Origin of the sequence: Chromobacterium haemolyticum (genome assembly GCF_009936155.1) — a bacterium.
GTDB classification, from domain to species: Bacteria; Pseudomonadota; Gammaproteobacteria; order Burkholderiales; family Chromobacteriaceae; genus Chromobacterium; species Chromobacterium haemolyticum.
In genome coordinates, this window is record NZ_AP019312.1 from 2,186,138 (window position 1) to 2,209,567 (window position 23,430).

Consider the following 23,430-nt stretch of genomic DNA (forward strand, 5'->3'; position numbering starts at 1 on the left):
GTTGCCGGCGGCGCCGGCTCAGGCGTAGCTGTAAAAACCCTTGCCGCTCTTGCGGCCGAGGTGGCCGGCCTGCACCAGCTGGGCCAGCAGCGGGCAGGCGCGGTATTTGCTGTCGCGGAATTCGGTGTAGAGGATGTCCATGATGGACAAGCAGGTATCCAGGCCGATCAGGTCCGCCAGCGCCAGCGGGCCGATGGGGTGGTTCATGCCCAACTTCATCACGGTATCGATGTCCTCGGCGCTGGCCAGGTTTTCGTATAGCGTGAAAGCAGCCTCGTTGATCATTGGCATCAGCACCCGGTTGGAGACGAAGCCGGCGGCGTCCTTGACCGTAACCGGGGTTTTGCCCAAGGCCTGGCTCAATTCATAGACCAGCCGGTAAGCGGCGTCGCTGGTTTGCAGCGCGCGGATGATCTCCACCAGCTGCATCACCGGCACCGGGTTCATGAAGTGCATGCCCACCACGCGTTCCGGCTGGCTGACCCAGCTGGCGATGCGGGTTAGCGAAATCGACGAGGTGTTGGACGCCAGCACCGCGTCCGGGCGCACCACGGCAGCCAGTTCGCGGAAGATGCTTTCCTTGACGGCGGCGTTCTCGGTGGCGGCTTCCACCACCAGATCGCGGTCGGCCAGGTCGGCCAGGCGGGTGGTGGTCTGGATGCGGGCGAGAATGGCGGGGACATCGGCTTCGGCCAACTGGCCTTTCTTCACCAGCCGCGCCAGGCTGGAGGCGACGGCGGCCAGGCCCTTGTCCAGGGCGGCCTGGCTGACGTCGGCCAGGCGCACGTCGTAACCGTGGGCGGCGAAGACCTGGGCGATGCCGTTGCCCATGGTGCCGGCGCCCACCACTGCGATTTTGGCTTGCATGTTGTTTCCTCGACTATTTGCTCTATGCTGTATTCAAGATAGCTTGACGTTTACGTTAACGTCAATCAACAATGACAAGCGCAACGGCGAATGTTGCGCGAATGGTCCGGCGGCGCCGGGGAGGGCGGGAGAGAAAGATGGCGGAGCAGACCTACAGCATTACCGAGTTGGCGCAGGAGTTCGACGTGACCACGCGCACCATCCGCTTTTACGAAGACCAGCAATTACTGGAGCCGCTGCGGGCGGGGCAGCGCCGCATCTACAGCCGACGTGACCGGGTGCGGCTGATGCTGATTCTGCGCGGCAAGCGCATCGGCCTGTCCTTGCAGGAAATCCGTGAGCTGTTCGCGCTGTACGACGCGGCCAGCGACGACGCGCCGCAGCTGCACGAATTCATCCGCATCCTACAACGCAAGGAACAGCAGCTGTTGGAGCAGATGGAAGACATCAAGGTGGTATTGAGCGAAATTTCCCAATTGCGGCATCAGTGCGAGAAAACGCTGGACAAGCGCGGCGCGGATGCCCGGCAATCGACTTGAGGAGTGAGCAATGCAACAGCAAGACATCGTGATCGTGGGCATGGCGCGCACCGCCATGGGCGGCTTCCAGGGCGCTTTGGCGGCCAAGACGGCGGCGGAACTGGGCGCAGCGGCGATCCAGGCCGCGGTGGAGCGCGCCGGCGTGCCGGCGGCGGACATCGACGAAGCCATCATCGGCTGCGTGCTGCCGGCCGGCCAGGGCCAGGCGCCGGCGCGCCAGGCGGCGTTGGGCGCCGGCCTGCCGCTGGCGGTGAACTGCACCACGGTCAACAAGATGTGCGGCTCCGGCATGAAGGCGACGATGCTGGCCCATGATCTCTTGCGCGCCGGCAGCGCGCGGGTGATGGTGGCCGGCGGCATGGAAAGCATGAGCAACGCGCCTTATCTGATGACCAAGGTGCGGGCCGGCCTGCGGCTGGGCCATGGCGAAATCAAGGACCATATGTTCCTGGACGGCCTGGAGGACGCTTACGACAAGGGCAAGCTGATGGGGGTGTTCGCCGAATGGTGCGCGGAGAAGTACGGCTTCAGCCGCGAGGCCCAGGACGCCTTCGCCATCGCCTCGCTGAACCGCGCCCAGGCAGCCATCCGCGACGGCCTGTTCCGCGACGAGATCGCGCCGGTGACGGTTAGCGGCCGCGGCGGCGAGCAGGTGGTGGACACCGACGAGCAGCCCTTGAAGGCCAATGTCGACAAGATTCCGACACTGAAGCCGGCGTTCAAGAAGGACGGCACGGTGACGCCGGCCAACGCCAGCTCCATTTCCGACGGCGCCGCCGCGCTGGTGTTGATGACGGCGGCGGAGGCGGCGCGCCGCGGCCTGCGCCCGCTGGCCCGCATCGTTGGCCACGCTACCCACGCCCAGGAGCCGGGCTGGTTCACCACCGCGCCGGTGGAGGCGATCCGCAAGCTGCTGGCCCAGGCCGGCTGGAGCGCCGGCGACGTCGATCTCTACGAGATCAACGAAGCCTTCGCCGTGGTGACGATGGCGGCGATGCACGACCTGGGCCTGCCGCACGACAAGGTCAACGTGCATGGCGGCGCCTGCGCGCTGGGCCACCCCATCGGCGCCTCCGGCGCGCGCATCATCATCACCCTGTTGTCGGCTCTGCGTCAGCGCGGCGGCAAGCGCGGCGTGGCCAGCTTGTGCATAGGCGGCGGCGAGGCGACGGCGATGGCGCTGGAGTTGCTGTAAAGGCTTTCCCGGCGACGGATCCTGGCTGGGTCTAGCTTTCGGCCCACCAGCCGGGCCGGCCGCCGCGCAGCACGCCGCGAACCGGCTTGCGGCGGGCGATCAGCTCGGCCGAGCAACAGGCGTCCACCAGCGTCAGGTCGGCGGCGTCGCCGACTTGCGGCCACACGCGGCGGCCGGCGTCGTCCAGCGGCGTCAGGCCGCGGCTGATGTGGCGCAAGGCGCGGCTCAGCGCGTATTCGTCGTTCCAGCCGTGGCGCTCGCCCAGACGGCTGGCGCGCTCGACGATGCTGCCGCTGTTGTACGGCGTCCAGTGGTCGTTGATGTTGTCGTTGCCCAGGCTCAGCGGGATGCCGTGCGCGGCCAGGACTTGCGGCGGAGGCATGGGCACGTCGATGGGTGCCGCCGACACGATGGCGATGCCGCTGGCGGCCAGTGCCGCGCACACCTGGTCCAGCCGGGCCGGCTCCAGTTCTCCCAGGCAGTAGGCGTGGCTGACGCAGACCTGGCCGGCCAGGCCGGCGGATTCGCTCAGCCGCGCCAGCCGCTCCAGTGTGTAGGCGCCCAGCTCGCCGCGGTCGTGCAGGTGCAGGTCCACCGGCGCGCCGTACTTGACCGCCAGTTCCAGCGTGGCGTTGAGCGAACGCTCGATATCGCCGTCCACGCTGGCCGGGTCCACTCCGCCAACCACGTCGAAGCCGGCGGCCAGCGCCTGGTCCATCAGTTTGATTGTGTCGCCGGCCAGCAGGCCGTGTTGCGGGAAGGCGACCAGTTCGTAATCCAGCCAATGCCGGCGGCTGTCCAGCGCCAGGCGAACTTGCTCCATGGTGGCGAGGCCGGCCACCGGGTCCACATTACAGTGCACGCGGGCGAAGGCGACGCCACTGGCTGCAATCAGGTCCAGCAGCGCTTCGGCGCGGCGCCGGGTGTCCGGCAGGAAATCGAGCAGAAAGCCCTGTTCCTCGCGGATGCGCTCAGCCACGCTGATGAAGGAGGTCGCGGCGCGCCAGGGGCCGCCGTAATGACCTTTGTCCAGGTGGATGTGCATGTCGGCGAAGGCCGGCAGCGCCAGCCAGCCGCATGCGTCGCGTCGCGGCCGGCCGTCGTCAGGAGGGAAGTCGAAGCGCATTTCGGCGATGCGGCCGTCGGCGATCAGCAGATGGGCGCGGCGGGCGGCGGTGGAGACGACTTGGCCGGCGGCGTCGCGTTCGAAGCCGTTTTCCAGCAATAGAGGGCCAAGCCAGTAAGCGGGGGGAGTCGTCATGCGTGGTGTCCTTGCGGCGAAAGAGGCGGTGTCGCGCAGTGGAAACGCGACATTGGATTTTTTATCGCTAAGCACAGAAGCGATCGCACTTTATTACGTTCGAATAATTGCGTTAGCATGGTTCGACAACCCAACCATAAGAGAATTCTGCGATGAAGCTTACCTTGATCTCGCTGGCCTTTGTCGCCGCCAGCCTGGCGCTGCCGGCAGAAGCCGCCTCCGCCCCTGCGGACGGCCACGCGCTGCCGCCTGGCATTGCCTGGCTGCAAGGCGATGTGCCGGCGGCCTTCGCCAAGGCCAAATCGGAAAACAAGCCGTTGTTCCTGTACTGGGGCGCGGTATGGTGCCCGCCGTGCAACCAGGTCAAGGCCACCATTTTCAACCGCCAGGATTTCATCGCCCGCACCCGCCAGTTCGTGCCGGTTTACCTGGACGGCGACAGCCCGGACGCGCAAAAGTTGGGCAGCGAATTCAAGGTGCGCGGCTATCCAACCATGATTCTGTTCCGCCCGGACGGCGCGGAGATCACCCGCCTGCCGGGCGAGGTGGACCCGGAGCGTTATCTGCGCACGCTGGAACTGGGCCTGGCGGCGGCGCGGCCGGTGAAAGTCTTGCTGCAGTCTGCCCTGGCCGGCGATGCGTTGGCGGATGGGGACTGGCAATTGCTGGCGGACTATTCCTGGGACACGGATCAGGCGCAGATCGTGCCGGAGAAACAAGTGGCGGCGACTTTGGCGCGGCTGGCGGACAAGGCTCCGGCCCAGCCGACGGCCACTGCCTTACGGTTGAAGTTGAAAGCGCTGGCCGCCGCGGCCAGCGAGGAGACACCGGTGACGGACCGCGCGCAAGGGCTGGCAATCGCGCGCGCAGCCTTGGCTCAGCCGCGCGTCAACGCCGACATCTTGATCAACAGCGCCGCCGACATCGTCAAGGCCTTGAGCGCGGAGGGGCCTGAGCGCTTGGCGCTGGCGGCGCAATGGGACGCCGCTTTGGACAAACTGGCCGTGGACGCGGGCTTGTCCACCGCGGATCGCCTGGGCGCATTGTCGTCGCGGTTGGCGTTGGCTCGCTTGGACCAGCCCAAGGGCGAATTGCCGCGCGCCTTGCGCGAGGAGGTCAAACAGCGAGTGGCGGCGGCGGACAAAGCCACCGGAAATCCCTATGAACGCCAAGCGGTCATCACCGCAGGCGCAGATCTGTTGACGCAAGCGGGCTGGCTGGACGAATCCGACGCGCTGCTCAAGGCGGAGCTGGGCCGTTCGCACGCGCCTTATTACCATATGCTGATCCTGGCTTCCAATGCTAAGCAGCGAGGCGACAAGGCCGGGGCGCTGGACTGGTACCGTCAGGCCTACGAAGCCGCCAACGGCCCGGCTACGCGTCTGCAATGGGGCGTCAGCTATTTGAGCGGGGCGATTGAATTGGCGCCTGGGGACGAGAAGCGGATCGAGAGCACTGCCAGCGCGATCTTCAAGGAAGCGGGCAGCACGCCCAGCGCCTTCTACGAACGCAACCGGCGCTCGCTGGAAAAAGCCGTAAACCGGCTCAAGGCCTGGGGCCGGCAGCAACAGCAGGAGGCGGCGCTGGCGCGCTTGGCCGGGCAATTGGAGGAGGTGTGCGGCAAGCTGCCGGTCGGCGATCCTCAAAAGCCGGTGTGCGAGGGACTGGCTCAGTCCGCCCGGTCTTGAATCAAGCCGCGGCGGCCGGCAGCGCAGACAGCATCACTTTGTCGCGGCCGTGGTGCTTGGCTTGATACAGCATGGCGTCGGCCTCGCAGAACAGGCTTTCCAGCGAGGCGTGGCTGCTGTTCAGACAGGCCACGCCCAAGCTGGCGGTAAAACGCAGCCGAGAGCCGGCGTCCGGCAGCGGCAGTTCAATGCGGGCTATGGCGGCGCGCAGCCGCTCCGCCACCTGGCCCGCCTGCTCTCTGCCGGTATCCGGCAGCAGAATGCAGAACTCCTCGCCGCCGTGGCGGCCTATCAGATCCGTTTGACGCGCTTGGCGTCGCAGGCAGTCGGCCAGCGCGGTCAGCGCCTGATCGCCAGCCAAGTGGCCGTGACGGTCGTTGATGCTTTTGAAATGGTCTAGATCCAGCACGATCAACGACAGGGCACGCCGCTCGCGCTGGGCCAGACGGAACGCGGCCACCGCCTCTTCATCGAAGCTGCGCCGGTTCAGCAAGTGGGTCAGGCTGTCGCTGCGTGATTGCTGCAACAACTGATCCATCGCCCGCTCGTACACCAGATAGAGCTGGCACACCACCACGCCATAGCCGGACCACTGTGTCATCAGCAGCAGCAGGTTCTGACGCTGGCCGGCGACTTCGATGTCCGGCTGCATGGCGGACAGCGCCAGCGCCAGCCGCGTCAGCTCCAGCAGCAGGGTCAGCACCGCAAGCGCCGAGGCCAGCGATTTGCCGGCGCGCGGAGAATCCTGTTCCGCTTGCCACAGCCGCCAGGCGATCAAGCCCCATAGCAGACAGGCGCCCAGCGAGAAGATGGCGTGGCGGGCCAGTGCCGAATGCGCGAGGCCGTCGTGGATGAACAGCAGCAAAGGAATGAAGACCAGGGCCAGGCCCAAGGGCAGGCTGTAGTGGCTGGAGTGCTTGTAAAAACGCTCAATGCTGATCAGAACGTGCAGCGCCGCCAACTGGATCAGCAGCTTGGCGCTGATGGAAATCAAGGCGGGATCCAGGTCCAGCGGGGCAAGATAGAGCAGGCCGGCCGCCGCGTCCAGCAACCCGCCGATGGCGAGCGCCAGCACCGCGGGTTGGCGCTGGCTGCGCTGCCAGAACAGGAAAGTGACCAGGGAGATGACCAGGCTGTAGCCGGCGGTGCAAGCCAGTGTTGTCCGAGGGTCGAGAAAAAATGACATCGTGTTCTATGGGCAAAGAGCGTCCGGCAGGGTATCGGCCAGGCAAGCGCACGACAATAGCAGTCTATTGATATTCATACAATTTCACTCTGAAATAAAACGCCGCCCCATGCCAAGGGGTGCGGCGGGTGCGCTACAATTATTTCTTTTGACTGTTGGTCTGCATCATGGACAAGCCGCGGTATCCGATCAGCGAGCGCGAAGTGGAGTTCAGCGCGATGCGCGCGCAAGGCGCGGGTGGGCAAAACGTCAACAAAGTGTCGTCGGCGGTGCATCTGCGCTTCGACGTGCGAGCCTCCTCCCTACCAGAATGGCTGCGGGAGCGGCTGCTGGCCTTGCCGGACCAGCGGCTGAACAAAGACGGGGTGCTGGTGATCAAGGCCCAGCAGTACCGCACTCAGGAATTGAACCGCGCGGACGCGCTGCAGCGCCTGCAAGCCTGGGTCGACGCCGCCAGCCACACCCCCAAGGCGCGCCGCGCCACCAAACCCACTTACGGCTCCAAACAGCGGCGGCTGGCCGGCAAGACGCGGCGCGGCGAAGTCAAGTCTCTGCGCGGCAAGGTGGATCTGTAGTCGGCCGCAATTGCTTCGGCGGAATCTCGGGAATGTATTAGTGTTAATGCTATGGGCATTAATGCTAAGGCAAGGGGACCGCGATGCAAGGCTTGACGATTCGGATGCAGCTGCAGCTGCTGGCTTTCGGGGTAGTGGTATCCTGCCTGCTGATCGGCGCGGTTGGTTACCAAAGTACGGTGCACCTGGTGCGCAGCATCAATGAATTGCTGGACAGCCAGGGCGCGGTGCGGCGACAAATGGATGCCGACATGATGCACGACGCGGTGCATGGCGATGTTCTGGCGCTAATGTTGGCGCAGAAAAACGGCGATCGCGCCGCGCTGACCGAAATCCGCAAGGACGTGGAGGAGCACAGCAAGCGCTTTCTCGGCGCGATGAAGGAAAACCAGGACAAGATCAGCGATCCCGAGGCACGTTCCTTGCTGCAGCAAATTCTGCCGGTGGTGGAACGCTATACCGGAGCGGCGGCCGCCATCGTAGCCGCCGGCTTTGACCAGCCGGAGCAGGCCGCGGCCAAGCTTAAGGACTTCCAGCAGGACTTCGCGCTGCTGGAGGACAAGATGGAAAAACTGGCCGACGCCATCGACAGCGGTTCGCGGCGGCAGAACGACAGCACGGTGGCGCAGGTGGGCGTGGCCGCCGTGATCATCATTGTGGCGGCGCTGGCCGCGGCTTTGCTGATGGCCATGTTGTGCTGGTGGGTGGCGCGATCGGTGCTACCGCCTATTGAGCGTTTCAAGGATACGGCGCAACGTATCGAACGCAGCGGCGATTTGTCCATCCGCGCGCAAGTTGGACGGCGCAATGAACTGGGCGCGGCCATCGGTGAATTCAATACTCTGATGGACACCCTCCAGGGCATTGTGGGCAAAGTGGGCCAGACTTCGGGCGCGCTTGGGGATTCGGTCGACGAGATTGCCCAACTCACCCAAGGCGTGGAACAGGCCAGCCGGTTGCAAACCGATTCGGCGCAGTCCATGGCCGGCGCCATTCAGCAACTGGCCGACCATCTGGCCAGTGTTGCGGAGCACGCCGACAGCACTTTGCGCATCGCCGGCGAAGTGGGGCAATGCTCGAGCGAAGGCAGCAAGGCGGTGCAGCAGACCGTGGGCAATATCGGCAACCTGGCCCAAACCATTCATCACAGCGCCAACAGTGTGCAATTGCTGGAAGGCGATATCCGCAAGATAGGCGGCATGGTGGATGCAATCCGCGGTATCGCCGATCAGACCAATCTTTTGGCTTTGAACGCGGCCATCGAAGCCGCGCGTGCAGGCGAGTCCGGCCGCGGCTTCGCCGTGGTGGCGGACGAGGTGCGCGCGTTGGCGGAGCGCACCGCGCAGGCGACGGCGGATATCGTCAACGTCATTTCCCAGTTGCAGGCCACCTCGGAGCAAGTTGTCAGCGGTATGGAAAACGGCGTGGGTCAGGTGGAGCAGGGCGTGGAACTGGTGAAGCAGCTGGGCGGCATGGTTGACCAGATCGGCCGCCAGGCCGGCGTGGCTGAGGAGCGCATCCGCAATATCTCCAGGCTTCTGGATAACCAAAAGGCGGCCGGGGCGCAGATCCTGGCCAACGTCGACGAAGTAACTCAGCACGCCGGCACCACCAGTCGCTCGGTGGGGCAGGTGCAAGACGAGTTGGTGCAACTGCGCGGTCATTTCGGCGAGCTGAGCGAATCCATACGTCATATGCGGGTGTGAGCGGTTTGGCCGCCGCCGCCTGCGCGGGTAGAATGCGCAGTTTTCGGCACGCGGAAGCGATGTGAGGATACGGCCATGGCCAAGAAGCAAAAACAAGACGAGTTGGACGAGGAAACCCGCGCGCTGCTGGAATGGTGCGCCGAGGTGGAGACTCACCTGGTGGCGGCCGGCGCCACCGTGGCGGAGGCGCAGGAGCATATCGAGGAACAGGCGGAGTGGTACACCGATCAGTACTACGATGGCCTGAGCCCGGAAGAGGCGGCGCGGGCGGCGCTGAAATGAGTAGACGCATCGCCGTCATCGACTTCGAAACCAACGGCGCGTCTCCGGGGCGCGATTGCCGCGCCACCGAAATCGGCGTGGCGCTGCTGGAGGACGGCCGCATCGTCGGCCGCTATCAAAGCCTGATCAACGCCGGCGTGTGGATTCCGCCGATGATCGAGCGCCTGACAGGCATCAGCAACGCGATGTTGCGCGACGCGCCGCCGCCGGCGGTAGCGATGGCCGAAGCGGCGCGCTTCGTCGGCGACACGCCGCTGGCTGCTCACAACGCCAGTTTCGACCGCAAGTTTTGGGATTACGAGCTGGCCCAACTGGGTCTGGCGCGCAAGCAGGACTTCGCCTGCACCCTGTTGTTGTCGCGCCGGGTGCTGCCGCAGGCGCCGGACCACAAGCTGGGCACTTTGGCGCGCTGGCTGAGCTTACCGGACACCGGCCGCGCCCACCGGGCGCTGGCCGACGCGGAAATGGCCGCGCAGCTCTTGTGCCATTTGCAGGGCGAGCTCAGCCGCCGCTACGGCGCGCGTCTGGCCGATCACAGCCAATTGTGCGGCATGCAGAAGGTCAGCGCGGCCAAGATAAGTCAGTACCTGCAGGCCCAGGCTGGCTGAGAACCTGTTTACGATCTGCTGCGCATCGTGGAGCGTTACACGGTGAGTACGGCTTCGAAATGCTCATGTACCGTGTGTACACTCCGCTTTCTCAGCCGTTTTCGCCTTGTCTCACCTTAGCTCGCGAGATCGTAAACACGCTCCGAGAACCTGTTTTTGATCTGCCGCGCTTCGCGGTCACTCGACAGAGAGAACGCCGCCTTTGAATGCTCGTCATGTATCGTTGCCGGCCGCGCCGACCCCAAAAGCGGGCCTGGCCGAGAACCAGTCCAGCGCGCGTTCACGCAGCGCGGCGACAGCCGGCGTCTCCGCCCGCTCGCGCAGGCAGGCCAGCACAATGCGTTGCTCCGGCAGCGGTTCGGCGATGGGACGCAGCGTCAGCGGCCGGCCGTCGTAACTGTGGTCGCCGCTGGGCCGGGTGTAAGCGATGGCCACGCCCAGACCGTGGGCCACCATGCCGCGCTGTAGTTCAAAACTGCGGACCGACTCCAGCCGCGCCGGTCGCAACCCGTGCATGCGCAGCAAGTCCAGAAAGTGCGGGCCGCTGTGCGCCTGTTCGGTCAGCAGCAGCGGCCATTCGCACAGCTCCTTCAACATCACCTTTTCGGTCTGCGCCAGCGGGTGGTCAACCGCCAGCAGCGCGTGGGGCGCCAGCGTGCGCAGTTCGGTCAAGGCCAGCGTGGGCGGCAGCGCCAGATCATAGCTGATGGCGGCGTCCAGCCCGCCCTGAAGCAGCTGTGGACCGATCAGGTCGAACCCGCATTCACGCACCTCTACGCGTAGAGAGGGGTGACGTTCGCGCAGCGCGCGCAACACAGGCGGCAAGCAGTAGGGCGCCAAGTCCTCGAAGCAGCCTAGCGCCAACTCCCCGGCCAGCGCGTCCGCGCCATTGGCCAGCCCCTCCAGCGCCATTGCGGCTTCCACGGTCCGTCGCGCCTGCGCCAAGGCCTGCCTGCCAAACGGCGTCGTCGCCATTCCGGCGCCGCGGGTGCGGACAAACAGCGCTTGTCCCAGGATGTTTTCCAGCTCGCCAACGGCGGCGGACACGGCAGGTTGAGACACGTTCAGCCTCTCGGCCGCCGCGCTGATGCCGCCGTGGCGGGCCACGGCCAGCGCGTAGCGCAATTGGCGCAGGGTCAACTTCATCGCTTTTTCCGAGGAGGATAATCAAAACATATTATTTTATTTTGGCATGGGTTTGCGGCGATAGTGAGGACAAGCGCCCGCAGCGGCGGCGCCCACACGCATTAGAGCCTGTTCAACGTTTCGCGAGCGAGGGCGAGACAAGGCGGGAGCGAGCGAAAATGAGCTTGTACTCGCCGTGCAACGCTTCACGAAGCGCAACAGACTTTGAACCCTGGAAAGAGGAGAACGCCATGCTTGCCTGTCCCGAGATTTCCGCCGCCGACATCGCCGCCTTCCAGCGCGACGGCGCGGTTTGTCTGCGCGGCCTGTTCCGCGATTGGGTCGATGTCATCGCCGCCGGCATCGAGCGCAATTTGCGCGCTCCGGGGCCGTATGCCGGCAATGTGGTGGCCGCCGGCGAGCCGGGTTCCTTCTTTGAGGACTATTGCAACTGGCGGCGGATTCCTGAATTCGAGGCGGTGGTGACGGAATCGCCGGCCGCGACCGGCGCCGCCGAGTTGATGCGTTCGGCCACCGCGCAATTCTTCCATGAACATGTGCTGGTCAAGGAGCCGGGCACGCACAAACCCACGCCTTGGCATCAGGATATCCCGTATTACTTTGTCGACGGCGAACAGACCGTCAGTTTCTGGATTCCGGTGGACCCGGTGGATGAGGCGACGCTGCGCTTGATCGCCGGTTCGCACCGCTGGGAGGAATGGGTCCGGCCGGTACGCTGGAAAGACGATTCCGGCTTCTACGAGGGCGACGCGCGCCGATATCGGGACGCGCCGGACCCGGACCGCGAGCCGGGCATGGAGGTGCTGGAATGGGCTTTGGAGCCCGGCGACGCGGTGCTGTTTGACTTTCGCACTGTGCACGGCGCGCGGGGCAATCCCGGCGGCGGTAGGCGGCGCGCCTTGTCCTTGCGTTGGCTGGGCGACGATGCGCGCTACGTCGAGCGTCCGGGCCGCACCTCGCCGCCTTACCCGGATCACGGCATGCGGCTGGGGCAGCGGCTACGCGAGGATTGGTTTCCGGTGCTATGGCCGGCGGCTTGAGCAAGAAGCTGTTCAATGCCAAACGGCCCGCCAAGGCGGGCCGTTTGTTCGGATCAGGCGTCCAGTCCTTGCTGGGCCAGCGCCGCGGCGCGCAGCACCGCGCGCGCCTTGTTCTGGGTTTCCTGCCACTCCATTTCCGGCGAGGAATCGGCGACGATGCCGGCACCGGCTTGCACGTAGAGCATGCGGTTCTTCAACACCGCGGTGCGTATGGCGATGCACAGGTCCATGTCGCCGTTGAAGCCGAGATAGCCGACCGCGCCGCCGTAGATGCCGCGCTTGCTGGGTTCGAACTGATCGATGATTTCCATCGCCCGTACCTTGGGCGCGCCGGACAGCGTCCCAGCCGGAAAAGTGGCCTTGAGCACGTCGATATTCGACACTTCCGGACCAACCTTGCCTTCCACGCTGGACACGATGTGCATCACGTGGGAATAGCGTTCGATGGCCATATTGTCGGTGACGCGCACGCTGCCGGTGGCGGCGACGCGGCCCACGTCGTTGCGGCCCAGGTCCATCAGCATCACATGCTCGGCGATTTCCTTGGGGTCGGCCAGCAGTTCCGCGGCCAGCGCCTCGTCCTGCTCGCGTGTCTGACCGCGCGGGCGAGTGCCGGCGATAGGACGCACGGTGACGGTGTCTTGCTCGCGGCGTACCAGGATTTCCGGCGAGGCGCCTACCACGTGGAAGTCGTCGAAGTGATAGAGGAACATATAAGGCGACGGGTTCAGGCTGCGCAGCGCGCGGTAGAGGCTGAGCGGGGACTCCGCGAACGGCATCTGCATGCGCTGCGACAAAACCACCTGCATGATGTCGCCGTCCTGAATGTAGCGCTTGCAGGCGGACACCGCGTCCTTGAAGGCCTGTTCGCCGTATTCGGACGCCGATTGCGTGCTTTGGTTAGGCAAGGACAAGGGCGCTTCCAGCGGCTCGCGCAGACGGGCGCGCAGTTGCGCCAGCCGCGCTTCGGCTTTGAGCAGCGCGTTGGGCACTTCCGGATCGGCGTAGACGATCAGATAAAGCTTGCCGGACAAGTTGTCCACCACCGCCAACTCCTCGGACACCATCAGCAGCATGTCCGGCGTGCCTATGGTGTCGGGCTTGCTGGTTTCGGCCAGGCGTTTTTCGATATGGCGGATGGTGTCGTAGCCGAAATAGCCCACCAGGCCGCCGGTGAAGCGCGGCAGGCCGGGTTGAGGCGGGGTGTGGAAGCGCTGTTGGAAAGCTTCGATGAAGGCCAGCGGATCGCCGCTGTGGCGCTCGATGACCTTATCGCCGTATTCCACCTGTACCTGCTGGCCGTTGACCCGCAGCCGGGTGGTGGAGGGCAGGCCGATGAAGGAGTAGCGACCGAAGCGTTCGCCGCCGACGACGGACTCCAGCAGATAGGAATAGGGCTGGTTGGCCAGCTTCAGGTAGACCGACATCGGGGTGTCGAGGTCGGCGAACAACTCCAGGCTGACCGGGATGCGGTTGTAGCCGGCGGCGGCCAGGCGGTTGAATTCTTCATGGGTCATGGCGGGTCCTGCGCTTTTGTGGTCGTGGTGAGGTCGAATGCGGCTTGTTAAACAGGCATTGAGCGACGCCATCGGCATTCAAGCCGGTATCCTTGCTGGTTCATGAAGTTGTCATCCGTAAAAGAAGTTATCAGCTGATCAGCTATTCTTCATCAAATTGTATAGTTCGGCAATATTAGCCACTACCAAGTCGGCGCCCAGGCTCGCAGCGTCGGCGTAGCCGTAGCTGACGGCGATGGCGGCGCAGCCGCCATTGCGAGCGGCTAGCACATCGTTGGCGGAGTCGCCCACCATCGCCATCTGCTCCGGCGAGATGCCCAGTACTTGGCAGACATGTTGCAGCGGCAGCGCCGACGGTTTCTTTTCCGCCAGGGTGTCGCCGCCGATGACCAGGCTGAAGTGGTCGCGCAGGCCAAGCTGCTCCAGCAGCGGCAGCGCCAGCCGCTCGGATTTGTTGGTCACCACCGCCAGCGGCAGTTGCAACGCGCGCAGCAGGCCCAAGCCCTCGCTAACGCCGGGGTAGATAGTGGTGCGGTCGCTCAGGTGTTCGCGGTAGTACTGGATGAAGAAGACATAGCCGCGCTCCCACAGCGCCGGATCGGCCTGGCTGTCGCGTTCATTGGTCAGCGCGCGGTGCACCAGGCTGGCGATGCCGTCGCCGACATGTTCCTGAATGCGCAGAGCCGGCAGCGGCGGCAGGTCCAGGTGTTCGCGCATGGCGTTGGCGGCGGCGGCCAGATCGGGGATGGAATCTACCAGGGTGCCGTCCAGATCGAAGGCGACGGCTTTGATGTGTTTCAGGTTCATATGCGTTTCAGTGCGGCGGCCTTGGCCGCTGGTTGGTGCTTGCCGCGCGCGTTGGCGCGCGCGGCGGATTGTGAACAGGCTTCAGCCCAGGTTGCGGATGTCCACCACGGTTTGCAGGCCAAAGGCCGGCGACAGCAGGTGGTCGACGATGCGGCGCGCGGCGGCGGCCGGGGTGCTGAGTTCGCCGTCCGCTTTCAGCGCGTCGAAACGCGCTTTTTGCGGAAATTGTTTGGCGTCGCTGCCGCGGATATTGGCCTGCATCTCGGTGTCCACCACGCCGGGATAGAGAGCTACGATTTGCGCGGCCTTGTCCTGGCCGGCCTGCTCAGCGGCCACGCTGCGGCTGAAGTGGTCCAGCCCGGCCTTGGTTGTGCAATACACGCTCCAGCCCGGATAGGGCTTGGCGGCGGCGCCGGAGGAAATGTTGAGGATGCGGCGGCGAGCTTTAAGGCTGGCGCTGGCGCGCAGCAGCGCGTCGGTGGCCAGCATCGGCGCCGCCAGGTTGATCGCCAAGGCGCGTACCACGTCCTCGGCCGGGTAATGGCCGGCTTGGGCAATGGGGGTGACCACGCCGGCGTTGTTGATCAGGTTGAGGCTGGCGCAATCGGCCGGTTTCAGTTGTTCCACCGCGGCGGCGATGGCCGGGGCCACCGCGGCGGCGTCGGAGAGGTCGACGTCTAGGGCGATCAGGCGTTCCGGATAGCGGCGCGCCAGCGGGGCCAGCGCGTCCACGGCGCCGCGCGCCAGGCCGGCGACGCGGTAGCCGTCGGCAAGCAGGGCTTCGGTCAACGCCAAGCCTAGGCCGCGGGAGGCGCCGGTCACGATGAAGGCATGCATATTCTGTGCTCCTGGGAAGGGGGCTGGCGTCAGCGGAGCTGGGCCAGCTCGGCGCGCATTGCGTCGATCACGGTTTTATAGTTGTCCTGGCCGTAGATGGCGGAGCCGGCGACGAAGGTGTCGGCGCCGGCCTCGGCCACCGCGCGGATATTGTCGGCCTTGATGCCGCCGTCCACTTCCAGCCAGACTTCGCCGCCGTGCTTGGCGGTGTATTCATCAATGCGGCGGCGCGCCTCGCGCACCTTGTCCAGCGCGTGCGGGATGAATTTCTGCCCGCCGAAGCCCGGGTTCACCGACATGATCAACACCATGTCTATCTTATCCATCACGTGATCCAAATAGGACAGCGAGGTGGCCGGGTTGAATACCAGGCCGGCTTTGCAGCCCGCGTCCTTGATCAGGCCCAGCGTGCGGTCCACGTGCTCGGAGGCTTCCGGGTGGAAGGTGATGATGTCCGCGCCGGCTTTGGCGAAGGCGGCGGCCAGGCTGTCCACCGGCTTCACCATCAGATGGACGTCGATGGGCGCGGCGCTGTGCGGGCGGATGGCTTCGCACACCATAGGCCCTATGGTCAGGTTGGGCACGTAGTGGTTATCCATCACATCGAAATGGATGATGTCTGCGCCGGCGGCGATGACATCGCGAACCTCTTGACCAAGACAGGAAAAATCGGCGGAAAGAATGCTGGGAGCGATACGGAAAGTGCGCATAGGGCGTTGCTTTGGGCAAGGATGAACACGGGATGGCCACATTCTACCGCGCCAAAAGCGTCCCGGCGGGATAAAATGAAGCACAAACAACAAAAGGAGCGCTGAACATGGCGGAAAAAACCTACCGTGTCGAAGTGGAAGCCGAACCGCATTACATCGAAGAACAGTCCAATATGGCCAACGACATCTATGTGTTCGGCTATCGCATCCGCATCACCAACACCGGCAGCGAACCGGCGCAACTGGTCAGCCGCCACTGGATCATCGCCGACGCCAACGAGCAGGTGCAGGAAGTGCGGGGCATGGGCGTGGTGGGAGAGCAGCCGCGCATCGAGCCGGGGCAGTCTTTCGACTATTCCAGCGCCACCCATCTGAAAACGCCCTACGGCTCAATGAAGGGCAGCTATCAGTTCCTGGCCGACGACGGCAAGCGTTTCGAGGCCGAAATCCCCGAGATGAATCTGGTGGCGCCGCGCGTGCTGCATTGATGGCCCGTTCAATGTCCGCTGCGCGTTGGCGACGCGGCGTTGAATCCGGCGCCGGCATGCTCATGCGTTGCTTGACCATGCCGTTTCCGTCAGCCTCAACGCTTTGCCTCGCTCCATCTCGCTAGACTTTGAACAGGCGCCGGGACTTCACAAAGCCGGCGGGGTTATTTTTCCCTTGGCCAGGTCCACCACACGATGAAGGTGGCCAATCCGCCGGCAATCGCCGCTTCCAGCAATAATATCCACATGTCCGCGCCCCCTGGCGAGCGTTGATGATGTTTGCAAAACTGCTCAACTCTCACTTTGGAACAGCTTGACCCAACAGGCAATCCCGAATATGCGTTTTACCCATTCCGGCCCGGCGCCTAGCCGCCGAAACGATGTCGCCACCCTCAAAACGCTTTTGCCCTATTTGTGGGTGTTCAAGTGGCGGGTGCTGCTGGCGCTATCCTGTATGGTGCTGGCCAAGGTGGCCGCGGTCAGCGTGCCCTTGTACCTGAAGGACATCGTTGATCAACTCTCTGTGCCGGCCACCCTCTTGGCGTTGCCGGTGTTGGCTCTGACCGGCTATGGTTGCGCCCGCTTGTTGTCCAGCGTGCTGGGGGAACTGCGCGACGCGGTGTTCGCGAGGGTGATACAGGGCGCGGTGCGCAGCGTGGCCGGCGGTGTGTTTCAGCATCTGCTGCGGCTGTCGTTGAGGTTTCATCTGGAGCGCCAGACCGGCGGCATGAGCCGCGACATCGAGCGCGGCACCAAGGGCATAGGCTTTCTGCTCAATTTCACCGTGTTCAATATTCTGCCCACGCTGCTGGAAATCGGCATGGTTACCGCCATTCTGCTGCATCGCTACGCTTGGCCGTTCGCGTTGGTGACCTTAGGCACCATTGCCGTCTACATCGCGTTCACTCTGGTGGTGACAGAGTGGCGCACCGTTTACCGTCGCAGCATGAACGATCTGGATTCCAAGGCCAACGCCAAGGCGATAGACGCGTTGCTGAATTACGAGACGGTCAAATATTTCAACAACGAGGGCTATGAGGCGGAGCGCTACGATAAGAACCTGGCGGCCTGGGAGGCTTCCGCGATCAAGAATCAGGTGTCTCTGTCCATGCTCAACGCCGGCCAGGGCCTGATCATCGCCAGCGGCGTCACTTTGATCATGGTGTTGTCCGCGCGCGAGGTCGTGGCTGGGCGGATGACGGTGGGGGACGTGGTATTGGTGGCCACGTTCATTACCCAGTTGTACGCGCCCTTGAACTTCCTGGGTTTTGTCTATCGCGAGATTAAGCATTCGCTGGCCGACATCGAGCGCATGTTCTCGCTGTTGAACGCCAATGAGGAAGTGGCGGACGCGCCGGGGGCTGCGGTCTTGGCCGCGCGGGCGGCCGGAGTGCGCTTCGAGCAGGTGGGGTTCGCTTATGAGAGCAAGCGCCGGATTCTAAGCGAAGTCAGCTTCGATATTCCGGCCGGCAAGACGCTGGCGGTGGTCGGCGCCAGCGGCGCCGGCAAATCCACGCTGTCGCGCTTGCTGTTCCGCTATTACGACGTTGGGCAGGGGCGGATTATGGTCAATGGCCGCGACATCCGAGAGCTGACTCAGGATAGCCTGCGCGCCCATATTGGCATCGTGCCGCAGGATACCGTGCTGTTCAACGACACGGTGTATTACAACATCGCTTACGGCCGGCCGGGAGCTAGTCGCGAGGAGGTGATCGAGGCGGCTAAGTCCGCGCACATTCACGACTTTGTCAGCGGCCTGCCGGATGGTTACGACACGATGGTGGGCGAGAGAGGGCTGAAGCTGTCAGGTGGGGAAAAGCAAAGGGTGGCGATTGCGCGCACTATTCTGAAGAACCCGCCCATCCTTATCTTCGACGAGGCCACCAGCGCGTTGGATTCGCGCACCGAGAAGGCGATCCAGCGCGAACTGGTGGAGATCTCAGCCAACCGCACCACGCTGATCATCGCCCACCGGCTGTCCACCATCGTCGACGCCGACCAGATCCTGGTGATGGAGGCCGGGCGCGTGTTGGAGCAGGGCGCGCACCGCGAACTGCTGGAGCGTGGCGGCCGCTACGCCGAGATGTGGCGCTTGCAGCAGACGGAGCAGCTGGCGGCCGGCGACGCCTGAAAGGCGTCGCTTTAAGCTTGGCGGCGGCCGGCGGCTTTCAATTCGCTCATCGCCGCCAGCACCTCGTCGGCCAGCGCCAGCATGCGTTGGCAGTCGGCCGCTTGCGGCAGGGAGGAGAAGTCCAGCGTGGGGGCCAGCGCCTGCAAGGCGCGGCGGGCGCTGGCGGCCACGTCGGCGGCCAGATTGAAGTCGCCGGGAGACAGCACCCGGCCGTTGCGGACTTTCTTGTAGTATACGGCCGCCATCTGCGCGTATTGCGTCGCGGTTTGCTGCGCGGCCAGGCTGGGGCCCAGCGCTTCCAGCAGCGCCATGATTTCGCGGCAGGCCTGCTCCGCGGCGTTCCAGCGCTTGTCCTGCTGCTGGCGTTGCTGCGCCTGGGGCTTGGTCGCGGCTTTCTTGCTGGCCATCTTGGGCTCCTGGGGAAATAGACAGAGCGCCGCATTCTAGCCATCCCGGCCGCGGCGCGCCACCGTCGCGCTATTCGTGCAGGTGGAAGCCGAGCAGGGCGTCGTCTTCGCTGGGCAGCGATAGTTCGACGAAATCGTTTAGGCAGAACAGGGTCAGTTTACCACCGTAGACCGCGCCGGTGTCCAGGTTCAGTACATTGTCGAAGCGGGTGGCGCTGGTTTGTGGGGTATGGCCCACCAGCAGCAGGTCAACACCGCGCACGACACCGCCACGGCTGTTGCGCGCGCGTTCCCGAGACCATAGCGTGACGTTGCGGCTGGACTCCGGCAGGGTGCCGTTCGCGAGGCCGGAGGCCAGTGCCTCCCAGTCGTTGTCCGGGCAGTCGGCGTGCAGCACGCCGATCTTGCCGCCGTCCGCGTCGGCGACTTCAATGGCGTATGGCAGGCGCTGAAAAGCAGTCAGGCAGGCTTGCCGCTGAGGGGCCGGCAGCGTCAGCAACCAGGAGCCTCCATTGTTCACATGACGGACTTCGGCTTGCTTGTCCCCCAGCAGCGAGTCAATCGCCAGTTGCTCGTGATTGCCGCGCACTGCATAGAACCAGGGTTGCGCCAGCCACTCCAGCACCGCTGCGCTGTCGGCGCCGCGATCTATCATGTCGCCAACCGACAGCAGGCGATCGCATTCGGGATTGAAGGCGGCCATTTTCAGCAAGCGCGACAATTGGCGGAAGCATCCGTGAATGTCGCCAACCGCCCAGTCTCGGCCTTGGGTATTGCTTTGCAGCTTCAGAATCATGCTTGAACTCGGGGGTGGGGTGCGTTTATTTTGCGCCATGCCCATGGTTTTGTCATTGAGTTGATAGTTTCAAAGCTAGAATTGTTTTGATTTGACTATCAATGGCTTACCGAGTTCGGCGCCGTCTGGGCTAGCCGGTTAGCCATTCCTGGCAAAATTGCCGGCGGAAGTCGCGCAACCATTGCAGCCGCAGTTCTGCCATTTTTCTGCCGGCTTCTGTTTGCATCATGGCCGGCAATTTGGCGAGTTTGACCTCGATGTGATCCAGCGCCCAGCGGCGGTCGTCCAGTTCGCGGGCCTCGCCAAGCGGGTCCAGCGGGTGGGCCAGCGCGGAGTCCATGCGCCCGGCGGTATAGAACAGCCGCGCCAAGCCGACGGCGCCCAGCGCGTCCATGCGGTCGGCGTCCTGCACGATGCGGGCCTCCAGGCTTTGCGGCGGTATGGCGGCGCTGAAACTGTGCGCCTCGATGGCGTGGGCGACACCGTCCAGCCGGTCCGCCGGAAAATCGCTGGCGGCCAGCAGCGCGCGGGCGCGCGCGGCGGCCTGGCGCGAGGCCAGGTGGCGCTCTGGGTGGTTCTTCGGCAAGTTGACCAGATCGTGCAGATAGCAGGCGGCCAGCACGGTCAGCGCGTCAGCGGCGGGGTGGGCGTCCAGCAACTGTCGGGCGCAGGCCCAGACACGGTGAAAATGGTTCAGGTCGTGGGCGCCGTCGTCGTCGCCCGGCTGTTGTTGCAGCAGGTCGATCAGGCGGGCGCGCCAGACGTCGATAGTCGCATTGGGGAGGATGGCGTTCATGGCGGCGGCAAGGATTGGGGCAGGGGATTACAGCCCCAATCCGCGTTGTCGTCAAGCTGGCCATTTAGAGCGGCTAACAAAAATCAGTTTTACGGCTGAGGCAAGGCGCGCCGACGCAGGCAGTACTTGAGTACGGCAAGTCGGCGCAACGCAGCATCAGGGGTTTGTTAGCCGCTCTTGGCAGGTGCTTAGCCTGCGTTCATCTCGCAGTAGCGCGCGGCGATAGCGGAGGCCAGGCGGGCGTTGTTCAGCACCAACTGGATGTTGGCGGCCAGGCTGTTGCCGCCGGTCAGCTCGCAGACGCGGGCCAGCAGGAAGGGGGTGGACTCCTTGCCGGCTACCCCTTGCTCCTCGGCTTCGCGCAAGGCCTGCTCGATGGCGGCGTCTATCTTGTCGCGCGGCATCGCGTACTGCTCCGGAATCGGGTTGGCCACCACCATGCCGCCGCGCAGCTCCAGGCTCCACTTGGCCTGCATTGCGGCGGCGATGTCGGCGGCTTCATCCAGACGGTGATCCAGTTTGAAGGCGCTGTCGCGGGTGAAGAAGGCTGGGAGGTGGTCGCAGCGGTGGCCGATGACCGGCACGCCGTGGGTTTCCAGGTATTCCAGCGTCAGGCCCAGGTCCAGGATGGACTTGGCGCCGGCGCAGACCACGGCTACCGGGGTTTGCGCCAGTTCCTGAAGGTCGGCGGAAACGTCGAAGCTGCGTTCGGCGCCGCGGTGCACGCCGCCGATGCCGCCGGTTGCGAACACGCGGATGCCGGCCATCGCGGCGATGATCATGGTGGAGGCTACCGTGGTGGCGCCGCTGCGCTTGCCGGCGACGATGAAGGGCAGGTCGCGGCGGCTGACCTTGGCGATGTCGCGGCCGCCCTTGCCCAGGTATTCGATCTCCTGCGCGCTCAGGCCCGCTTTCAAGCGGCCGTCGATGATGGCGATAGTGGCCGGCACCGCGCCGTGGGCGCGGATTTCCGCTTCCACTTGCAGCGCGGTTTCCACGTTCTGCGGATAGGGCATGCCGTGGGAAATGATGGTGGATTCCAGGGCCACTACCGGGCGGTTGGCGGCCAGTGCCGCGGCTACTTCGGGGTGGATATCGAGATGGGCGTTGTGCATTGCGTGCTCCTTGTTGATGACGAGATCAGGCGTTCAGATAGGCATCCACTGCCGCGCGCGACAGAGAAGGGTTGTTGGTGGCGGCGCAGGACAGTGTCAGCGCGGCGCAGCCGCGGGCAAAGCGCACGCTGTCCGCCAGCGACAATTCATTGAGCCAGCCCCAGACCAGGCCGGCCATCAGCGCGTCGCCGGAGCCGGTGGTGTTGACGATGGCGCAGTCCGGCGCGTCCAGCCAGCCGTCGCCGGCTTCGCCGCTGTAATAGATGCCGGCGCCGGCCATGCTCAGCACCACGCGGCGTACGCCTTGGCCATGGAACCAGCGCGCCGCATCCGGCGCGTGTTCCGCCCGCTCCAGCGGCAGGCCGGACAGGGCGGCGGCTTCCAGGCGATTGGGTTTGAGCGTATGTATGCGGGACAGCCAGGGTCGAATGCGTTCCGCCTTGAAGGCGGATACCGGGTCGACAAATAGCGGCTTCTCGCCGCTTTCGGCTATCAGCCAGGCGAGCGCGTCTGCGCTCAGATTGGTGTCCGCCACCACCGCGCCCGCATGGCGCACCAGATCGCGCTGCGCTTGCAGGCGTTCCGGTGTCAGCCGGTTGAGGATGTCCATATCGTTGATGGCCAGCGCCATGTCGCCGTCGGCCTGCTGGATGGACAGATAGGTGGAAGTGGCCGCGTCCGGCAGCGTCAGACAGCCGCGGACGTCGACGCCGGCGCGCTGGGTGGCTTCTAACAGCGAGCGGCCGTGGATATCGTCGCCCACCACCGAAACTAGCCGGCAGTCGGCGCCCAAGCGCGCCAGATTTTCCGCTACGTTGCGAGCCACGCCTCCGGGCGAACAGCGTACCTGGCCGGGATTGGAGTCGCCGTGGCGCAGCGCGGCGGCGGTGCTGCCGACAATGTCCATATTGGCGCCGCCGACGGCGGCGACATAGCGCTGCTCGGCCAGGATGTAACCCTTGCCGCGGATGTGACCCTTCTGCGCCAGGTTCATGATATGCCCAGCCACTGCCGAGCGGCTGATGCCCAGCTGATCCGCCAGCTCCTGCTGTGGAATCAGCGGATCGCGGCGCAGCAGGGCGAGGATTTGTTGTTCCCGCTCTGTCATCAAACATTTGTCCGTTTTGCAAACATTTGTTCGATGTTACTGCTTTGGCATGTCGCGGGTCAAGGGCGGCGCATTTCTCATGGAGATAGTCGCGGGCAGATGAGACAGTGATCACGCCGGACGCGCTGAGGCAGCATGGCTACCGGCTGTTCTTCATTCACTTGCATGAGCGGCGAGTCATCGCGGAACGCCAGTGAAACGCTTGGATGGATGAGCGGGAAATCGATCAGGTATAGGCTGTGCAAGCGCATGGATGGGGGAGAATGAGGGTAGCGATGGTTGTGCGCGGAAATGGCGAGGCGTGCTCGGCGCTGTAGTGTATTGGATACAAAAGACTAAATTCTGCGATGACAGCCTGAGGCAATGCGTCTAGACTATAGCCATGCGCATTGTGCGTGTTTCAAAGGGAGGCAAAGTATGGATGGATTGAGTCAGATCAGCGGGCAAGGCGTATCCAACAGCCTCCAGATCTACGCATTGAAAAAAGCCATGTCGGCGTCGGCGCAGTCGGCTTTGAGCCTGGTGCAGGGCGCGTCCGATAATATGGCGCAGGCCCAGGCCAGCAATCCCGCCCATCTGGGGCAGAACATCGATACCCGCGCCTGATCCGGCGCGGGAACTGAAA

The 23,430-nt window shown here is 64.5% G+C and carries 24 protein-coding genes; 11 read left to right on the forward strand and 13 right to left on the reverse strand.

The window, feature by feature from the left end; genetic code table 11:
- Window positions 1–18: 18 nt before the first annotated feature.
- Entirely contained in the window at window positions 19–867 is an 849-nt protein-coding gene (locus GYH29_RS09920; RefSeq protein ID WP_043593583.1) for a 3-hydroxybutyryl-CoA dehydrogenase, read from the reverse strand.
- 137 nt (window positions 868–1,004) lie between these two features.
- On the opposite strand from GYH29_RS09920, the gene GYH29_RS09925 reads away from it, so the two are divergent.
- Complete coding sequence (locus GYH29_RS09925; RefSeq protein ID WP_019101375.1) at window positions 1,005–1,406, forward strand: MerR family transcriptional regulator; 402 nt, start codon at window positions 1,005–1,007, stop codon at window positions 1,404–1,406.
- A 10-nt stretch (window positions 1,407–1,416) separates the two neighbouring features.
- Entirely contained in the window at window positions 1,417–2,601 is a 1,185-nt protein-coding gene (locus GYH29_RS09930; RefSeq protein ID WP_019101376.1) for an acetyl-CoA C-acyltransferase, read from the forward strand.
- Between the two features lie 31 nt (window positions 2,602–2,632).
- Here GYH29_RS09930 and GYH29_RS09935 read toward each other — a convergent pair whose 3' ends face one another.
- Window positions 2,633–3,862, reverse strand: a complete 1,230-nt coding sequence (locus tag GYH29_RS09935; RefSeq protein WP_161523618.1) for an amidohydrolase family protein — start codon at window positions 3,860–3,862, stop codon at window positions 2,633–2,635.
- A gap of 152 nt (window positions 3,863–4,014) precedes the next feature.
- Between GYH29_RS09935 and GYH29_RS09940 the strand changes: the two genes are divergently transcribed.
- Entirely contained in the window at window positions 4,015–5,550 is a 1,536-nt protein-coding gene (locus GYH29_RS09940) for a thioredoxin family protein (RefSeq protein ID WP_161523619.1), read from the forward strand.
- 1 nt (window position 5,551) lies between these two features.
- Here GYH29_RS09940 and GYH29_RS09945 read toward each other — a convergent pair whose 3' ends face one another.
- Window positions 5,552–6,736, reverse strand: a complete 1,185-nt coding sequence (locus tag GYH29_RS09945; protein WP_161523620.1) for a GGDEF domain-containing protein — start codon at window positions 6,734–6,736, stop codon at window positions 5,552–5,554.
- Between the two features lie 167 nt (window positions 6,737–6,903).
- On the opposite strand from GYH29_RS09945, the gene arfB reads away from it, so the two are divergent.
- From arfB to GYH29_RS09965, 4 genes are all read left to right on the forward strand, one after another.
- Window positions 6,904–7,311 carry an alternative ribosome rescue aminoacyl-tRNA hydrolase ArfB gene (gene arfB, locus GYH29_RS09950; RefSeq protein ID WP_019101379.1) on the forward strand — a complete coding sequence of 136 codons (408 nt, stop codon included), beginning with the start codon at window positions 6,904–6,906 and terminating at the stop codon, window positions 7,309–7,311.
- Between the two features lie 83 nt (window positions 7,312–7,394).
- The gene (locus GYH29_RS09955; protein WP_019101380.1) at window positions 7,395–9,017 is read left to right on the forward strand and encodes a methyl-accepting chemotaxis protein; all 1,623 of its coding nucleotides are present in this window, start codon (window positions 7,395–7,397) and stop codon (window positions 9,015–9,017) included.
- A 75-nt stretch (window positions 9,018–9,092) separates the two neighbouring features.
- The gene (locus GYH29_RS09960; RefSeq protein WP_019101381.1) at window positions 9,093–9,299 is read left to right on the forward strand and encodes a hypothetical protein; all 207 of its coding nucleotides are present in this window, start codon (window positions 9,093–9,095) and stop codon (window positions 9,297–9,299) included.
- Window positions 9,296–9,907: a 3'-5' exonuclease gene (locus GYH29_RS09965; protein WP_081574081.1), complete on the forward strand. Its 612-nt coding sequence runs from the start codon at window positions 9,296–9,298 to the stop codon at window positions 9,905–9,907. The genes GYH29_RS09960 and GYH29_RS09965 overlap by 4 nt, the downstream gene beginning before the upstream one ends.
- Window positions 9,908–10,120: 213 nt before the next feature.
- Here GYH29_RS09965 and GYH29_RS09970 read toward each other — a convergent pair whose 3' ends face one another.
- The gene (locus GYH29_RS09970; protein ID WP_161523621.1) at window positions 10,121–11,053 is read right to left on the reverse strand and encodes a LysR family transcriptional regulator; all 933 of its coding nucleotides are present in this window, start codon (window positions 11,051–11,053) and stop codon (window positions 10,121–10,123) included.
- Window positions 11,054–11,283: 230 nt separating this feature from the next.
- Between GYH29_RS09970 and GYH29_RS09975 the strand changes: the two genes are divergently transcribed.
- Complete coding sequence (locus GYH29_RS09975) at window positions 11,284–12,093, forward strand: phytanoyl-CoA dioxygenase family protein (protein WP_161523622.1); 810 nt, start codon at window positions 11,284–11,286, stop codon at window positions 12,091–12,093.
- 53 nt (window positions 12,094–12,146) lie between these two features.
- Here the strand turns inward: GYH29_RS09975 and trpE are convergent, their stop codons facing one another.
- From trpE to rpe, 4 genes are all read right to left on the reverse strand, one after another.
- Entirely contained in the window at window positions 12,147–13,610 is a 1,464-nt protein-coding gene (trpE, locus tag GYH29_RS09980; protein WP_161523623.1) for an anthranilate synthase component I, read from the reverse strand.
- Window positions 13,611–13,748: 138 nt separating this feature from the next.
- A complete protein-coding gene (locus tag GYH29_RS09985) occupies window positions 13,749–14,417 on the reverse strand; it encodes a phosphoglycolate phosphatase (protein ID WP_161523624.1) in 669 nt (222 codons plus the stop codon).
- 81 nt (window positions 14,418–14,498) lie between these two features.
- Complete coding sequence (locus GYH29_RS09990; RefSeq protein ID WP_019101387.1) at window positions 14,499–15,254, reverse strand: SDR family oxidoreductase; 756 nt, start codon at window positions 15,252–15,254, stop codon at window positions 14,499–14,501.
- Window positions 15,255–15,283: 29 nt separating this feature from the next.
- Window positions 15,284–15,964, reverse strand: coding sequence for a ribulose-phosphate 3-epimerase (gene rpe, locus GYH29_RS09995; protein ID WP_019101388.1), 681 nt, complete (start codon window positions 15,962–15,964; stop codon window positions 15,284–15,286).
- Between the two features lie 107 nt (window positions 15,965–16,071).
- Between rpe and apaG the strand changes: the two genes are divergently transcribed.
- Together apaG and GYH29_RS10005 are read left to right on the forward strand one after the other, a co-directional pair.
- Window positions 16,072–16,452, forward strand: coding sequence for a Co2+/Mg2+ efflux protein ApaG (gene apaG / locus GYH29_RS10000; protein WP_019101389.1), 381 nt, complete (start codon window positions 16,072–16,074; stop codon window positions 16,450–16,452).
- 337 nt (window positions 16,453–16,789) lie between these two features.
- Entirely contained in the window at window positions 16,790–18,583 is a 1,794-nt protein-coding gene (locus GYH29_RS10005) for an ABCB family ABC transporter ATP-binding protein/permease (protein WP_019101390.1), read from the forward strand.
- A gap of 11 nt (window positions 18,584–18,594) precedes the next feature.
- On the opposite strand, the gene GYH29_RS10010 is transcribed toward GYH29_RS10005, so the two are convergent.
- The 5 genes from GYH29_RS10010 to GYH29_RS10030 all read right to left on the reverse strand — a co-directional run bounded on the left by GYH29_RS10010 (window position 18,595) and on the right by GYH29_RS10030 (window position 22,805).
- Window positions 18,595–18,990, reverse strand: a complete 396-nt coding sequence (locus GYH29_RS10010) for a hypothetical protein (protein ID WP_019101391.1) — start codon at window positions 18,988–18,990, stop codon at window positions 18,595–18,597.
- Window positions 18,991–19,060: 70 nt separating this feature from the next.
- On the reverse strand, window positions 19,061–19,786 hold the full coding sequence (locus GYH29_RS10015; protein ID WP_161523625.1) for a metallophosphoesterase: 726 nt from the start codon (window positions 19,784–19,786) through the stop codon (window positions 19,061–19,063).
- A gap of 130 nt (window positions 19,787–19,916) precedes the next feature.
- Window positions 19,917–20,582, reverse strand: a complete 666-nt coding sequence (locus GYH29_RS10020) for an HD domain-containing protein (RefSeq protein WP_043641807.1) — start codon at window positions 20,580–20,582, stop codon at window positions 19,917–19,919.
- Between the two features lie 188 nt (window positions 20,583–20,770).
- Window positions 20,771–21,697: a pseudouridine-5'-phosphate glycosidase gene (locus GYH29_RS10025; protein WP_107732253.1), complete on the reverse strand. Its 927-nt coding sequence runs from the start codon at window positions 21,695–21,697 to the stop codon at window positions 20,771–20,773.
- A gap of 25 nt (window positions 21,698–21,722) precedes the next feature.
- Entirely contained in the window at window positions 21,723–22,805 is a 1,083-nt protein-coding gene (locus GYH29_RS10030; RefSeq protein WP_107732254.1) for a PfkB family carbohydrate kinase, read from the reverse strand.
- 417 nt (window positions 22,806–23,222) lie between these two features.
- Here GYH29_RS10030 and GYH29_RS10035 point away from each other — a divergent pair, with 417 nt between their 5' ends.
- Window positions 23,223–23,411, forward strand: a complete 189-nt coding sequence (locus GYH29_RS10035) for a putative motility protein (protein WP_043641810.1) — start codon at window positions 23,223–23,225, stop codon at window positions 23,409–23,411.
- The last annotated feature ends 19 nt before the right edge of the window (window positions 23,412–23,430 follow it).